Consider the following 15,788-nt stretch of genomic DNA (forward strand, 5'->3'; position numbering starts at 1 on the left):
AAATGAACATGAACCAGAGCAATATCGGCGCAGAAGAGATCGACTTGCGGGCTTATGTCGAGATCCTGGCCCGGCGCTGGAAGACCATCGTGGCCGTGACCCTGGTCTTTCTGGCAACGGCCTATGTCTACACGCTGCTTAAGAAACCGGTCTATGAAGCCAGGGCCACCGTGTTGATCCGGGCGGCCGACGGCGACAGCGCGCTCGGCGGGATCGCCGGCGCTTTCCGCCGCGTGGCCGCGGGAGGGATGGGCGGCACGAACTCCGACCTGATGGAACTGATCAAGAGCCACGCCGTCGCGGGCAAGGTCTTAGACGACCTCAAGTTGACCGAACGGATCAAGGGGTGGAATAACAAAAAATTGAAGCGGATCGGCCTGGCCGGCTCGGTCAGCCGGATGCTCAAACCGGTCAAGATGAGCGGCAACCTGATGGAGCTCCGGGTCGAGGCCTCCGAGCCCCGGCTGGCGGCCGACGTCGCGAACGGCTACGCGGAGGCGCTCGCTTATTATTGGAACGAACTGAATGCCACGCAAGCCCAGCGTAAGCTGAAGTATATTGCCGCCGAACTGCCGCGGGTGGAAACGGAGCTGGGCGCGGTGGAGGAACGGCTGAAGATCGCCCCCCGGTCGTCCGGCAGCATTCTGGGCGCGCAGGGCGGTATCCAGCGCGATTTCGAGATCTACAATTCGGTCTACATGATGCTGCGCAAAGAGTACGAATCGACCAAGCTGGACGCGGCCAAGGACGTCCCGCCTTTCACCGTCATTGACGCGGCCGTGGCGCCGACCTCGCCCAGCAAGCCGAAAATGAAAGTTAACATGATGGCCGGCCTGGTCGTCGGGCTCTGTTCCGGCTTTTTACTGGCGTTTTTCCAGGAATACATGGCAAAACGCGGCCAGGGCTGAGCGGAAAAAAAGGAGCGAGCGATGAAAAAAGCGTTGATCACCGGGATAACGGGGCAGGACGGGTCGTATCTGGCGGAATTCCTTTTAGACAAAGGGTACGAGGTCCACGGCACGCTGCGGCGCGCTTCCGTTTTCAACACCGAACGGATCGACCATCTCTTTGACCGGATCAAGACCTACCATTCCGACCTGTCGGATTCCTCCAGCCTCAACCGGCTGATCGAAAAGGTCAAGCCGGACGAGATCTACAATCTTGGCGCGCAGTCCCACGTCAAGGTCTCTTTTGAGGTGCCGGAATATACGGCCGAGACCGACGCGATCGGCACGCTGCGCATCCTCGACGCCATTCGGGAAACCGAGATCAAGACCCGCTTTTACCAAGCCTCGACCAGCGAGATGTTCGGCGGTTTGCCGGAGACGGCGCCGCAGAGCGAGACCACCCCGTTCCATCCCCGGTCGCCTTACGGCGCCGCCAAACTGTACGGCCACTGGATCACCGTGAATTACCGCGAGTCTTACGGCTTGTTCGGCTGCAGCGGGATCCTGTTCAACCACGAATCGCCCCGGCGCGGGCGGACTTTCGTCACCCGGAAGATCACGCTGGCCGTGGCCGGGATCGAGCTCGGTTTAAAGGACAAACTGGTCTTGGGCAACTTGGACGCCAAGCGCGACTGGGGCTACGCCCCGGATTACGTCGCAGCGATGTGGCTGATGCTGCAGGCGAAAAAACCGGCCGATTATGTCATCGCGACCGGCGAGACCCACACCGTCAGGGAATTCTGCGAAAAAGCGTTCGGCCGGATCGGCCGGCAGATCGTCTGGAAAGGGAAGGGGGTCGACGAAAAAGGCCATGACGCCAAAAGCGGCAAGGTCTTGATCGAGGTCAGTCCGAACTACTTCCGGCCGGCGGAAGTCGACCTGCTCCTCGGGAATTCCGCCCGGGCCCGGGCCGAGCTGGGGTGGGAACCGAAGGTCAAATTCGACAGTCTGGTTTCGCTCATGGTCGAGGCCGATCTGAAAACGGTCGCCCGGGAAGCGGCGGTACGCTAAATGGATAAACACGCCAAGCTCTACCTGGCGGGGCACACGGGGCTGGTCGGCTCCGCCTTGCTGCGGCGCCTGCAGGCGGGCGGTTACGACAACATTATTTATCGGGATATCTCCGAGCTCGATCTGCGCGACCAGGCGGCGGTGAACGCTTATTTTGACCGGCACCGGCCCGAATACGTCATTATTGCCGCGGCCAAGGTCGGCGGGATCGTCGCCAACAGCACCTATAAGGCGGAGTTTATTTACGATAACCTGATGATCGCGACGAACCTGATCCACGCGGCCTACAAGCATCAAGTGAAAAAACTGCTGAACCTCGGTTCTTCCTGCATCTATCCGAAGCTGGCGCCGCAGCCGCTCAAGGAAGAGTATTTGCTGACCGGCCCGCTGGAGGCGACCAACGAGGCTTACGCGGTCGCCAAGATCGCGGCGATCAAGCTCTGCCGCTATTATAACGAGCAGTACGGCACCGACTATCTCTCGGTCATGCCGACCAACCAGTACGGGCTCAATGACAGCTTTGACCTGCAATCGTCGCACGTCCTGCCGGCGATGATCCGCAAGTTCCACGAGGGGAAAGTCAACGACAGCCCAACCGTCACGCTCTGGGGGTCGGGCGAAGTTTACCGCGAATTCATGTGTTCGGACGACCTGGCCGATGCCTGCCTCTTCCTGCTCGAACGGTACGGAGCCAAGGAGATCGGCGAGCTGATCAACATCGGCTGCGGCGAGGACTTAAAGCTCAAGGAGCTGGCCGGGCTGATCAAAGAGGTCGTCGGTTACCGGGGCGAGATCGTCTGGGACCGCTCCAAACCGGACGGTACGCCGCGAAAATTGCTCGACGTTTCCCGGCTGAAGGGGTTGGGGTGGCAACCGAGCGTCGGTCTGGCCGCCGGGTTACGCCTGACTTATGACTGGTATTTACAAAAAATCGGGAATAAATAAAGGGGGCCTGTTAATGAAAAAGAAGACCGTTGCTAAGCATCCGTTCAATGACGCCGTGATCCTGGTGACCGGGGGGACCGGTTCGTTCGGCAAGAAGTTCTGCCGGATCGTGCTGGACGAGTACCGGCCGAAAAAACTGATCGTGTTCAGCCGCGACGAGCTGAAGCAGTTCGAAATGGCCCAGCAGTTCGCCGACCACGCCGACCGGATCCGCTATTTTATCGGCGACGTGCGCGACAAGGAGCGGCTGATGCGGGCCTTTGACGGTGTCGATTACGTCATCCACGCCGCCGCCCTCAAGCAGGTGCCGGCGATGGAGTACAACCCGACCGAAGCGATCAAGACCAATATCAACGGCGCGATGAACATCATCGACGTGGCGATCGAGCGCCGGGTCAAGCGGGTCATCGCCCTGAGCACCGACAAGGCCTGCAACCCGATCAACCTCTACGGCGCGACCAAGCTTTGTTCGGACAAGCTGTTCGTGGCGGCCAATTCCTATTCCGGAGCGACCGGCACCAAGTTCGCGGTCGTCCGCTACGGCAACGTGGTCGGCAGCCGCGGCAGCGTCGTGCCGTTCTTCAAGGCCAAGGCCCAAGAAGGGGTTTTGCCGATCACCGACGAGCGGATGACCCGGTTCTGGATCACGCTGGAGCAGGGCGTCCGGTTCGTCATCAAGAATATCGAGCGGATGTGCGGCGGCGAGCTGTTCGTCCCCAAGATCCCGAGTATGAACATCATGGATCTGGCCAAAACGATCGCCCCGGCCTGCAAGACCAAAGTGGTCGGCATCCGGCCGGGCGAAAAACTGCACGAGGTGATGATCTCGGTCGACGACGCCCGCGATACGGTCGAACTGGAAGATTGCTACGTCATCCAGCCGGCTTTCCACTGGTGGCGCAAGGAGAATCACTCCGCCGGCAAACCGGTGCCGGAGAATTTTTCCTACAGCAGCGATAACAACGGCCAGTGGCTCACTATCCCGCAGCTCCGGAAAATGATCGAGGCCTGAAGATGATCCCGTACGCCACGCAATGGCTCGACGATGACGATCTGGCCGCCGTGATCGACGCTTTGCGGTCGCCTTACCTGACGCAGGGGCCGCTGGTCGGCGAGTTCGAACAGGCGGTCGCCAAGTATTGCGGCGTCAAATACGCGGTCGCGCTCAATTCCGGCACGTCCGCTCTGCACGCGGCCTGTTTTGCCGCCGGGATCAAGAACGGCGACGAAGTCATCACTTCCCCGATCACTTTCGTCGCTTCCGCCAACTGCGTCCTCTATTGCGGCGGTAAGCCGGTCTTTGCCGACGTCCAGTCCGATACGGTTAACATTGACCCGGCCGAGCTGGCGAAAAAAGTGAATTCCCGGACGACAGCGGTCATCCCCGTCCATTTTAACGGCCATCCCGTCGATCTGGCGGAAGTCCAAAAGATCGCCCGGCAGCATAAATTAACGGTGATCGAGGACGCGGCCCACGCCCTCGGCGCGGAATACCAGGGGGGCAAGATCGGCGCCTGCCAATATTCGGACCTGACCGCCCTCAGCTTCCACGCCGTCAAGCACATCACCACCGGCGAGGGAGGGATGGTCACGACCAATGACGAAGCGCTTTACCAAAAAATGTTATTGTTCCGCAGCCACGGCATCACCCGCGACGCCGCGCGGCTGGAGCAGAAGGATAACGGCCCCTGGTATTACGAAATGCAAACGCTCGGCTACAATTACCGGATCACCGATTTCCAATGCGCGCTCGGCCTCAGCCAGCTGAAAAAACTGGACGGTTTTGTCAGCCGGCGGCGCGAGATCGTTATGCAGTACGGCCAGGCCTTGGCCGGGCTGAAAGGCCTGACGCTGCCGGTGGAAAAACCGGGGGTCAGGTCGAGCTGGCACCTCTATCCGGTCCGGTTCTCCGGCGACCGCCGGGCGATCTTCGACCGGCTGCGGGCCAAGGGGCTTGGCGTCAACGTCCATTATCTGCCGGTCTACTTGCAGCCGTATTACCAAAAGCTCGGTTACCAGGCGGGCGCCTGTCCCCAAGCGGAGCGCTACTATGAGCAGGCGATCACCTTGCCGCTTTATCCCAAGATGACCGACGACGACGTTAAAACGGTGATCGCGGCGGTCAAAGAGGTGTTATGAGCAAGCTTGCCCTGGGCACGGCCCAATTCGGGCTCGACTACGGGATCAACAACGAACGGGGTAAAGTCCCGGATCGGGAAGTCACGGCAATTCTCGACTTCGCAGCCGCGAGCGGGATCACGACGCTCGATACCGCCGCCGCCTACGGCGACAGCGAAGAACGGCTCGGCCGCTACCTGGCCGGCGGCGGCCGCCGGTTCCAGCTGATCTCCAAACTGCAAAAAAACGCGGCCGATCCGGCGCGGGCGCTGGCCGCTTCGCTGGCCAGGCTTCAGGCCGGTGCGCTTTACGGCTTTTTACTGCACGACTTTAAGACTTACGAGAACGATCCGTCCGTCTGGGAAAAATTGCAAGCGCTGCGGACCGAAGGGAAGGTCGGGAAGATCGGTTTTTCGCTCTATTATCCGGCCGAACTGGAAAAGCTGTTAACCGCCGGACTGCGGATCGATCTGGTCCAGCTGCCGTACAATCTGTTCGACCGCCGGTTTGCCCGGTATTTTGACCGGCTGAAAAAAGCCGGCGTCGAGGTCCATGTCCGTTCCCTTTTTCTGCAGGGCTTGTTTTTCCGGCCGGTCGCCGCGCTCTCCGCGCACTTTAACGGCGTGAAAGGGAAGCTGACCGCCTTGCGCGACCTGGCCGCGCGGCATAAATTATCCTTACTGGAACTCGCTCTCGGTTTTGCCCTGGCGAACGGGGCGGTCGACAAAGCGGTCGTCGGCGTCGACAGCTTGGCGAACTTACAGGAGATCGTCGCTGCCGAACGGACAGCTTCGAAGGCCGGTAAGTTGCCGGAGTTGGCGGATCTGCAAGAAGACGACGAAGCGATCATCTTGCCGTTCAATTGGACGAAGGAGAAAAGCGATGCCCGCTGAACAAAGGATACTGGCGATCATTCAAGCCCGGGCCGGATCGACCAGGCTCCCCGGCAAGGTCTTGAACAAGCTGGAGGGGAAGACTGTCCTGGAGCATGTCGTCAGGCGCGTCCAGGCGAGTAAATTGATCGGCGAAACGGTCGTGGCCACCACGGTCAACCAGTTGGACAAGACGATCGTCGAGCTGTGCGCCGGGCTGGGGATCAGGTCTTATTGCGGTTCGGAAAATGACGTCCTCGACCGGTTTTACCAGGCGGTGCTCCTCTTTGGCGCGGACCATATCGTCCGGATCACTTCGGATTGCCCGCTGATGGACCCGGCGGTCATCGACCTGGTCATTAGCCGCCATCTGCAGGCCAAAGCGGATTATACCGCCAATGTCCTGCGCGAGACTTATCCGGACGGTGAAGATGTTGAGGTGTTCAGCCTGGAAACCTTGAAAAAGGCGTGGCTTAACGCGCGGCTGACTTCCGAGCGGGAGCACGTGACCCCGTACATTCGCAATCATCCGGAGCTGTTTAAACTGGCCGGGGTGGAGAACGAAGTCGACCTGTCCGCCAAACGCTGGACGCTCGACAACCCGGAAGATCTCGCTTTTGTCCGGGAGATCTATCGGCAGCTATACAAACAAGACCCGTTGTTCGGCATGGCGGCGGTGCTCGACTTGTTACGGGCACAACCGGCGATCGAGCAGTTGAACCACCATATCAACCGGAACGAAGGGATGGCCAAATCATTAAGAGAGGACAAGGTGATAGGTAATGGGTAAGTCGCAGGCGCTGTACAAAAAGGCGAAAACGCTGATCCCGGGCGGCACCCAGTTGCTTTCCAAACGGCCGGAAATGTTCCTGCCCGATCTCTGGCCGGCTTATTACGAAAAGGCCAAGGGGTGCGAGGTCTGGGACCTGGACGGCAACAAATATCTCGACATGAGCATCATGGGGGTCGGCGCCTGCATTCTCGGCTACGCTGATGATGATGTTGACGCCGCCGTCAAGACCGCGCTGGACAAGGGGTCGATGACGACCTTGAACGCGCCGGAAGAGGTGGAACTGGCCGAGCTGCTGATCGAGCTCCACCCGTGGGCGGAGATGGTCCGCTACGCGCGTTCCGGCGGCGAGGCGATGGCGGTCGCGACCCGGATCGCCCGGGCCAAGGCGGGCAGGGAAGACGTTTTGTTCTGCGGTTATCACGGCTGGCACGACTGGTATCTGGCGGCCAACCTTGGCGACGACCGGGCACTCGATGGTCATCTGCTGCCCGGTCTGCAGCCGGCCGGCGTTCACCGTCAATTAAAAGGGACGGCGTTGACGTTCCTTTATAACGATCTGGCCGGTTTTCATAAAGCGCTTGCCGCGAACCCGAACATCGGCGTGGTCGTCATGGAAACGCCGCGCAACGATCCGCCGCAGCCCGGCTTTTACGAAACGATCAGAAAAGTCACTCGGGAAAAAGGGATCGTCCTGGTCTTTGACGAGATCACGGCCGGTTTCCGTTTGACGGCCGGCGGCGCCCATCTGCTGCTGAGCGTCACTCCGGACATTGCGGTCTTTGCCAAGGCGATCAGCAACGGCGTGCCGATGGCGGCGATCATCGGGACGAAAAAAACGATGCAGGCGGCGCAGGATACTTTTATCAGCAGCACTTATTGGACCGAACGGCTGGGGCCGGCCGCGGCGCTGGCGACGATCAAGAAGTTCCGGGCGAAAAAGGTCCACGAGCATCTGGTCCGGACCGGCGAGGCCGTCCAGCAGGGCTGGCAGAAGGCGGCGCAGCGCCGCGGGCTGGATATTCACGTTTCCGGCATCGCGCCGCTCGCCCATTTTGACTTCAAATATGAAAAACCGCTGGTCTTAAAGACTTTGTTCACCCAGCTGATGCTGGAGAGAGGTTTCCTGGCCGCGAACGCGCTTTACGCTTCTTACGCCCATCAGGCGGAACAAGTCGGGCAATATTTACAGGCGGTCGACGAAGCGTTCGCGGCGATCGGCGCGGCGCTGAAAAAAGGCGACCCGACCGATTGTCTGAAAGGGCCGGTCTGCCATTCCGGCTTTAAAAGGTTGAACTGAATGTATCGTTTCGGTCTTAAATTATGGTCGACCAACGCGAATTACCGCCAGGAAGCGGAGCGGCTTTTGCGGGCCGGGGTTTGCCAGTACGTCGAACTGTATACCGTCCCGGCCTCTTATGAGGAATACGGCACCCTGTGGGCCGGATTAAAGGTCCCTTACGTTATCCACGCGCCGCACTTTCGCGGCGGAATGAACCTGGCCAAAAAAGAGCAGGCGGCGAAAAATCTGACGCTGATCAGGGAAGCGCAGCAGTTCGCCGACCGGTTGATGGCGGATAAGATCATCGTCCATCCCGGGATCGCCGGCGAGATCAAGGAAACCACCCGCCAGCTGGCGCTGATCAAAGACCGCCGGATCCTGATCGAGAATAAGCCGTATCACGCGCTCGACGATGACCTGATTTGCAACGGGACTACCCCGGCGGAGATCAAGCTGGTCATGGACGGGGCCGGCGTCGGCTTTTGTCTCGATATCGGCCACGCGATCTGTGCGGCCAACGCCCAGCGGCAGGAACCTTTGGCGTTCTTGCGGGAATTCCTCCGGTTAAAGCCGGCGATGTTCCATCTGACCGACGGCGACCGGCACGGCGTACTGGACAGCCACAGCCACATCGGGCAGGGTAACTTTGATTTTCCGGCGCTCCTCCGGCTTTTACCGGCGGACGCGCTGGTCACGGTGGAGACGGACAAGAGTTCGCCCGGCGACCTGCGCGACTATGAACAGGATATCGCCCGGTTGAAGGAATATGACAACAATTAAACTGAGAAAAGCGGTCCCGGCGGACAGCGCCGATATCCTGAACTGGCGGAACGACCCGGCCACGGTCAAGGTCAGTTTTAACCAGGCGCCGGTCGGCGCGGCCGAGCACGAGAAATGGTTCGCCGGCGCGTTCAGCGATCCGCGGCGCCGGTTATTGATCGCCGAAAGCGAACGCGGGGAAAAGATCGGCCTGCTCCGGTTTGACCTGCTGGGAACCAGCTTTGCTGAAGTCAGCATCAATCTGGCGCCGGCGCAGCGGGGAAAAGGCTTTGGCGCGCCGCTGATCGCGCAAGGCTGCCGGGCAATGGCCGGCTGCAGCCTGATCGCCCGGGCGAAAGAGTCGAATCCGGCCTCGGTCAAGGTTTTTGAAAAAGCCGGATTTACCCGACTGTTCGCTTATGAAGACGCCGGGCAGGGTACGGTCCTGGTCCTGGGGTTAAGGGGGTAACATGAGAAACATTAATATCGGCCGGCGCCGGATCGGACCGGACCAGCCGCCGTTCATTATCGCCGAAATGTCCGGTAATCATAACCATTCGCTGGCCCGGGCGCTGGCAATCGTCGACGCGGCGGCCAAGGCCGGAGCGCACGCCCTAAAGATCCAGACCTACACCGCCGAAACAATGACGCTCGACCTGACCGGCGGCGCCTTTTCGATCAGGGACAAAAAGAGCCTCTGGCGGGGGAAGTCGCTTTTTGACCTTTATCGCCAGGCGGCGACCCCGTGGGAATGGCACAAGCCGATCTTTGACCGCTGCCGCAAATTGGGGATGATCGGTTTCAGTTCGCCGTTCGACGCCACCGCCGTCGCTTTTCTGGAAAAGCTTAAAGTCCCGTGTTACAAGATCGCCTCGTTCGAACTGGTCGACCTGCCGCTGATCAAAAAAGCGGCGGCGACCGGCAAGCCGCTGATCATGTCGACCGGCTTGGCAACGGAGCGGGAGATCGCGGAAGCGGTCGGCGCGGCCAGAAAAGCGGGGAATAATAAGATCGTCCTTCTTAAGTGCACCAGCACTTATCCGGCCTCGCCGGAGAACTCGAATCTGCTCACGATCCCCGACCTGCAAAAGCGTTTCGGCTGCCAGGTCGGCCTTTCCGACCATACTTTGGGGATCGGGGCGGCACTGGCCGGCGTGGTGCTCGGCGCGGTGGTCGTGGAAAAGCATTTTACCCTCGCGCGGGCCGACGGCGGGGTCGACGCGGCGTTTTCTCTGGAACCGGCGGAGCTGAAAGCGCTGGTCGCCGAAACGGAACGGGCGCGGTTGTCTTTAGGTGCGGTCAAGTACGGCTCGACCGCGGCGGAAAAAGGCTCGCTCAAGTTCCGCCGCTCGCTCTACATCGTTAAAGACCTTCAGGCCGGCGAGAAACTGTCGCCGGAGAACATGCGGGCGATCCGGCCCGGTTTGGGATTGCCGCCGAAATATTACGATAAGCTGATCGGCAAAAAGCTGAAAAAGGCGGTCAAAAGAGGGACGCCGGTCAGCTGGGGGATCATCCGCTAGAACATGGAGATCGTCAAATTAACGCCGGATAACGTAAAACTGTGGGACGAAGCGGCACGCCGGCACGAGGGGGCCTGGGCGTATCATCTAAGCGAACTGGTCTTTGCTTTTGTCGCGCTGTACGGAGCGCGGAACCGCTCGTTCCTGATCGTGGAGAACGGCCGGGTCCTGGCCCAGCTGCCGCTTTACCTGCTCGGCCGCTCGCTGCAAAGCATTGAACCGGCCGGGCCGCTCCTGTCGCCGGCGCTCAATTACCGGGAGAAAAGGGGGGTCATGGCCGCGCTGGTCGCCGAGGTTGAACGTTTGGCCGTTCAAGATCGGGCGAAAAGAATAGCGCTTCAGGCGACGCACCTCTCGGCGGGGGCGCTGGCCGGAACCGAGCGCAACCTCCTTTGCGACCTGTTGCCTAACGGTTATTTGAACGCTTCCTTTATGCTCCACCGCTGCGTCGACCTGACCAAGCCGGAAGCGGAGCTGTGGAACAACCTGAAAAAGGGGACCAGGTACCTGGTCAAGAGAGCGGAAAAGCAGAAACTGGAATTTGCCTGTTATGATCAAAGCAATCTCACGCCGGCGATCATGAAAGATTTCTACGACGCTTGCGTCAAAGTCTGCAAGCGCGGCGGTTATCAGGGGGCGCTCGGCGATTTCCCGACCTTTAATTTTCGTCAGGAACTGATCGAGCGGGGGCTGGCGCTCCTCTACGTCATCAAGACGGAAGGGAAGATCGTCGACTACGCCTTTATCCTCCGCTACGGCGTCGCCGCTTATTATTATTCCGGCGCGCTGGAGCCGGCGTACGCCGCGCTGGAGCCGAGCCACTACCTGCACTGGCAGATCATGCTCGACCTGAAAAAGCGGGGCGATAAGTGTTACGACCTTGGTTTTCAGGATTATTCCAGCCTCTACCGGACGGCCGACCGCAAATCGCTCAGTATCTCCACTTTTAAGGCGGGTTTTGGCGGCGACAATATTTTGCTGTTCGAGGTGGAAAAGCCGCTGGCGCCGCTCTCTTTCCTGCGCGCCCAGATCACCCGGGCGGTCAGGGCGGTTTTAAACAAGCGCGAATATTTCCGGGTGGCTGATCATGAGTAGTTTAACGGGAGCCGTCCGCGGCCTAATCGCCGGCCCGGCCCGGCGGCTGAAGCTGAAAGAAAAATATCTGGCCTGGAAGATCTTGCGCGCTCTGCTGGCGGGGAGCAGCGGCAAAGACGGCCGGCTGCCGATCCTGATCATTAACCACCATTTTGACCAGGATATCGCCGCGCTGCGGCACGCGCTGAACGGGCGGCCTGACGCGGCCGTTATCCAAACGATCGCGCCCAACGACCTCTACGCGCTGGCCCGCTGCTACTTGCCCGATTCGGCCAGCGATTTCTACGGTTATGTCGATCCCGCGCTGGCGGCGGGGAAAGCCGCGCTTCGCGCGCTGCTCGTCGGCGTTTTGCGGACGCTAAAAAAACGACGGCCCCGGCTCGTCTTTGTTTCGCCGTCCGACCAGTTTTTTTGGATCCGCGAATTTGTGGCGGCCTGCAAGGCGGTCGGCTTGCCGTTCATCGTACTAGATAAAGAGGGGACGATCTCGCCGCTCTTTTACGAAACGCAGGCGGAACTGATCAAGCGCTATATGCCGCCGATCTGCGACTACGTCCTGGTCTGGAGCGAGCGGCAGAAAGAGTATTACCGGCGCTCCGGTTTTCCCGATCCGGCCGGGATCACGGTCGTCGGCCAGCCCAGGTCCGATTTTTGGAACCAGCCGGAGCGGTGGGCGGAGCGCGGCAAACTTTTCCGGGAACTCGATCTTGACCCGGAGAAAAAGACCATTCTTTATTTTGACTTTGAGAGCGACAACTACATTAAGAAAGAGATGTTCGACCGCGGTTATAACTGGGACGCCTTGCTGGCCGATATCCACGCCGAACTATGCGAACTTGCCCGGCGGGCGCCGCAGATCAACATTATCTTCAAGGTCCACCCGCAGGCGCGGAACCTCGAGCAGGTTCGGGCGCAGATCGCCGCGGCCAACGCGGCGAACGTCCGCCTGGTCACGGGCGCCGCGCTGTCGAACGACCTGATCGTGCAGGCGGACCTGACCGTCGGTTTTCATTCGACCGCCATGCTGGAAGCGATGTTGACGGCCAAACCGCTGATCTATACTTACTGGGGAAAGGCGCCGGAATCGAAGCAAGACCTGATCCCCTTTGACGAGAACCGGGGGATCGAGGTCGCAATTAGCCGTGACGACTTTCGGCGTCGGCTGGAAACGCACGTTAACAACGGTTTTAAATCTGTTCTGACGCCCGAACTGAAGCGGGAACGGCGGAAGCTGACCGAGGTTTTCTTTTTCCAGCCCGACGGGCACGTCAGCGAACGGGTCCTGGCCCGGATCGCCGGGCTGGCGGCGGAGTACCATCGTGAAAGATAAGATCGTCAACAGTACTATAATAAATATCGTTAACCTGGCGTTCGGTTTCATCCTCTCGTTCGCTTTAACCCCGCTCATCTTGCGGCGGTTAGGCACCGACCAGTACGGCATCTGGGTCTTTTTGAGCATCTTTTCGGCCAGCGGCTACTTCTCCCTCCTAGACCTGGGAATGCAGGGGTCGGCCGTTAAGTACGTCGCCGAGTACCACGCCCGGGGCGAGAAAGAAAAATTGAACCACCTGGTCAATTCGGTCATTTTTTTCTTCCTGGCCATGGGGGTGGTCGCCGGGGTCATCTTGCTTTTGATCAACGGGCTCTTTCTCGATAAGTGGTTCAACGTGCCGCTCCAATACCTGCCGGCGGTCCGCGTCCTCGTTAACCTGATCGCGCTCAGCTTCCTTTTTCAATTTCCGCTGATGGGTTTTTCCGCGGTCGTCGAAGGGTTGAAGCGTTATGATATCCTGCGCGGGGCGACGATCGGCACTTCCATCGTTAACGCGCTCTTGATCTATTTCCTGCTCACCTATGCCAACGGTCTCTGGCTGATGGTCGGCGCGTCGCTCGCGATGTCGCTTTTGACCGCGCTCTGTTACCTCTGCGCGGCGGTTCGGCTACTGCCGGAGTATACGCTCAATCCGTTCGCTTTCCAGTTCGGGATCCTGCAGCAGCTGTTCAACATGGGGGGCAAGCTGATCGTCTCCCGTATCGTCGGCCTGATCTTCAACAACACGCAAAAGATCCTGATCGCCGCTTTCCTGACGATGGCGGTCATGACCAATTTCGACATCATCAACAAGGTCCATATGATCGTATTGACCATCATGTCGCTGATGAACCAAGCGCTGATCCCGTTCGCTTCGCACCTGGACGCGGCCGGCGACGAGGACCGGCTCCGCCTGCTTTTCCTGAAGGCGACCAAATATGCCGCTCTCCTGACCCTGCCGGCGCTCGTTTTCTTCATGGCCCTGGCCGGTGAGTTCCTCGGGATCTGGGTCGGCCCGGAATACGCCGCTTACGCGCTCTTGACCCGGTTCTATCTGTCGCATTGCTTGTTGACGGTTTTGACCGGCGTCGGCAGCACGATGATGGTCGGCATGAACCGGGTCAGGGAGCTGCTCAATATCTCCGTCCTCGGCGCGGTCCTTAATTTGCTTATTACCCTTTTGACCATCCGGCAGTGGGGGATCGGCGGCCTGGTGGCTGGAACAGTGCTGGCTTACATTATCTGCCAGATCATCTATATCGGACTGTTCACGAAACTGTTCAAGATCGGCCTGGCCGGTTTTCTCCGGCAAGTCGTTCTTGGCCCGTATCTTTTGGCCGGTTCGTTCTTTTTCCTGACCGTCTTATGCAAACAGTGGTTCGCGTTCACTTCGCTCGGCCAGCTCTTTTTCTTTGCCGTCTTTCTGTACGCCGCTTATCTCTCGGTTTACCTGCTTATTGACCGGCAGGAACGGGCGCTGTTGTGGGGTTTAGCATGGAAAAGGTGAAATTAAGCCTCAAGGAACGGTTGCGGGAAACGGTTTCCGGTTTACTCGGGCGGCGGCGCCTGATCGGCCAGGTCAAAAAGATATTCAGGCGGCGCCGGCCGGCCCCTGTTCAGGGCGGGAAAAAGGTCTTGTTCTTTCCGCTCGGTTATTTCGAAGTCGCGCTGACTTGGGAACTGACCTTGATGAAAGCGCTGGAGGGCAGGGGGCACGAATGCCGCAATTTTCTCTGCGATCTCCCATTACCGATGTGCGAGCTTCGGCTGATCGACAGCGATACTCCCGCGATCTGCCGGAATTGTTCCCAGAAGAGCGCGGCGCTTTTTGCGGCGGCCGGTTACCGGCCGTTCCTGGCCAGCAAATATGTTAATCAAGACGACGCTTTAAAGGCGGCCGCCCTGCTGCCGGCCGAAGACGACCGCTTGAAGGATTTCGTTTACGAAGGGCTCAGGTTCGACGACGTCATCAAGGCGTCGCTCCTGCATTATCTCCGGATCGGCCGGGAACAGCCGACGGCGGAGTATTACGCCGCCTACCGGCGGCTCCTGATCTCCGCGCTCCTGATTCACTGGGCGCAGGCCCGCTTGCTCGACGAATACCGGCCGGACGTCGTCGTGGTGATCAACGGTCTTTTTTATCCCGGGATGCTCCTGGTCGAACACGCCAAGAAACGGGGGATCAGGCACATTACTTACGAACGCGGTTATCTCATCGATCGGTTGGTCTTCAGCGACACGACGCCGGTCGTCTGGTTCCCGATCGATAAGGCCTGGGAAAAATGGCGAGACAAACCTTTGACGGCGGCCGAGAACAAGGTGCTGGACGATTACCTGGACGAGCGAATGTACGGCAAACGGTCGGAGATCAAATTATGGGACAAGCCAGATTTTAACCGGCCGGAGTTCCTGGCCAAGTATAACGTCCGGAAATACCGCCGGGTCCTGGCCCTGTTCACCAATGTCCTGTGGGACAGCGCGGTCGTCGGCTGCGACGAGTCGTTCCCCAGCATTTTTGACTGGCTTAAGGCGGTGATCGGCCAGATCGGCGCGCGGCCCGACACGCTGCTGTTCATCCGCGTCCATCCGGCCGAGCTGAAACCGCGGCATCTGGCCTCGCGCGAAAAGGTGGCCGATTTCCTGGCGCGGGAATATCCCCAACTGCCGCCGAACGTCGTGGTGATCGGCCCCGAGGAGCCGACCAGCTCGTACATGATCATGGAACTGGCCGACGGCGTGCTGGTCAACACCTCGATCACCGGCCTGGAAGCCGCCTGCAAGGGGAAGCCGGTCATCGTTGCCGGCAAGACGCATTATAAGAACAAGGGGCTGACGATCGACGCGCGCGACCAAAAAGAATTCGCCGCGGCGCTGGCGGCGCTCTGCGACGGCCGGGAACTGATCAAGCCGGCGCAGGCGGTCGAAACGGCCCGGCGCTACGCTTACACTTTCTTTTTCCGTTACATGATCGATTTCCCGTTCTTTGCCCAGCATTTGCGGGTCCATAATCCGGTCCTGCTCAAATACCGTTCGGTCGCCGAGCTGCAGCCGGGCGCCAACGCCAGCCTGGACGCGATCTGCTCGTTTATCTTAGGCGAAAAGGGGTTGTGGGAGTAAAGATATGGGATTTATTA

The 15,788-nt window shown here is 59.6% G+C and carries 15 protein-coding genes; all 15 read left to right on the top strand.

What is annotated here, in order from left to right:
• Positions 1-2 precede the first annotated feature (2 nt).
• The 15 genes from WC529_06910 to WC529_06980 are packed head-to-tail and all read left to right on the top strand — an operon-like array spanning position 3 to position 15,771.
• The gene (locus WC529_06910) at positions 3-908 is read left to right on the top strand and encodes a Wzz/FepE/Etk N-terminal domain-containing protein (GenBank protein ID MFA5114003.1); all 906 of its coding nucleotides are present in this window, start codon (positions 3-5) and stop codon (positions 906-908) included.
• A 21-nt stretch (positions 909-929) separates the two neighbouring features.
• Positions 930-1,958 carry a GDP-mannose 4,6-dehydratase gene (gene gmd, locus WC529_06915; protein ID MFA5114004.1) on the top strand — a complete coding sequence of 343 codons (1,029 nt, stop codon included), beginning with the start codon at positions 930-932 and terminating at the stop codon, positions 1,956-1,958.
• On the top strand, positions 1,959-2,903 hold the full coding sequence (locus tag WC529_06920) for a GDP-L-fucose synthase (GenBank protein MFA5114005.1): 945 nt from the start codon (positions 1,959-1,961) through the stop codon (positions 2,901-2,903).
• A 13-nt stretch (positions 2,904-2,916) separates the two neighbouring features.
• Positions 2,917-3,915, top strand: a complete 999-nt coding sequence (gene pseB, locus WC529_06925) for a UDP-N-acetylglucosamine 4,6-dehydratase (inverting) (protein ID MFA5114006.1) — start codon at positions 2,917-2,919, stop codon at positions 3,913-3,915.
• Positions 3,916-3,917: 2 nt separating this feature from the next.
• On the top strand, positions 3,918-5,042 hold the full coding sequence (gene pseC / locus WC529_06930; protein MFA5114007.1) for a UDP-4-amino-4,6-dideoxy-N-acetyl-beta-L-altrosamine transaminase: 1,125 nt from the start codon (positions 3,918-3,920) through the stop codon (positions 5,040-5,042).
• A complete protein-coding gene (locus WC529_06935) occupies positions 5,039-5,914 on the top strand; it encodes an aldo/keto reductase (protein ID MFA5114008.1) in 876 nt (291 codons plus the stop codon). Before pseC ends, WC529_06935 begins: the two co-directional genes overlap by 4 nt.
• On the top strand, positions 5,904-6,683 hold the full coding sequence (locus WC529_06940; protein MFA5114009.1) for a glycosyltransferase family protein: 780 nt from the start codon (positions 5,904-5,906) through the stop codon (positions 6,681-6,683). The genes WC529_06935 and WC529_06940 overlap by 11 nt, the downstream gene beginning before the upstream one ends.
• Positions 6,676-7,983 (top strand): aminotransferase class III-fold pyridoxal phosphate-dependent enzyme, encoded by a 1,308-nt coding sequence (locus WC529_06945; GenBank protein MFA5114010.1) that lies wholly within the window; start codon positions 6,676-6,678, stop codon positions 7,981-7,983. Before WC529_06940 ends, WC529_06945 begins: the two co-directional genes overlap by 8 nt.
• The gene (locus tag WC529_06950; protein ID MFA5114011.1) at positions 7,984-8,745 is read left to right on the top strand and encodes a TIM barrel protein; all 762 of its coding nucleotides are present in this window, start codon (positions 7,984-7,986) and stop codon (positions 8,743-8,745) included.
• Positions 8,732-9,193, top strand: coding sequence for a GNAT family N-acetyltransferase (locus tag WC529_06955; GenBank protein MFA5114012.1), 462 nt, complete (start codon positions 8,732-8,734; stop codon positions 9,191-9,193). Before WC529_06950 ends, WC529_06955 begins: the two co-directional genes overlap by 14 nt.
• Position 9,194: 1 nt before the next feature.
• Positions 9,195-10,247, top strand: coding sequence for a pseudaminic acid synthase (gene pseI / locus WC529_06960; protein ID MFA5114013.1), 1,053 nt, complete (start codon positions 9,195-9,197; stop codon positions 10,245-10,247).
• A 3-nt stretch (positions 10,248-10,250) separates the two neighbouring features.
• Positions 10,251-11,342, top strand: a complete 1,092-nt coding sequence (locus tag WC529_06965; GenBank protein MFA5114014.1) for a GNAT family N-acetyltransferase — start codon at positions 10,251-10,253, stop codon at positions 11,340-11,342.
• Positions 11,335-12,672: a CDP-glycerol glycerophosphotransferase family protein gene (locus WC529_06970; protein ID MFA5114015.1), complete on the top strand. Its 1,338-nt coding sequence runs from the start codon at positions 11,335-11,337 to the stop codon at positions 12,670-12,672. The genes WC529_06965 and WC529_06970 overlap by 8 nt, the downstream gene beginning before the upstream one ends.
• Positions 12,662-14,161 (top strand): oligosaccharide flippase family protein, encoded by a 1,500-nt coding sequence (locus WC529_06975; protein MFA5114016.1) that lies wholly within the window; start codon positions 12,662-12,664, stop codon positions 14,159-14,161. The genes WC529_06970 and WC529_06975 overlap by 11 nt, the downstream gene beginning before the upstream one ends.
• Positions 14,149-15,771 carry a hypothetical protein gene (locus WC529_06980; GenBank protein MFA5114017.1) on the top strand — a complete coding sequence of 541 codons (1,623 nt, stop codon included), beginning with the start codon at positions 14,149-14,151 and terminating at the stop codon, positions 15,769-15,771. The genes WC529_06975 and WC529_06980 overlap by 13 nt, the downstream gene beginning before the upstream one ends.
• Positions 15,772-15,788 lie beyond the last annotated feature (17 nt).

It is taken from the genome of Candidatus Margulisiibacteriota bacterium, assembly GCA_041650855.1.
Lineage (GTDB): Bacteria > Margulisbacteria > WOR-1 > O2-12-FULL-45-9 > XYB2-FULL-48-7 > JALOPZ01.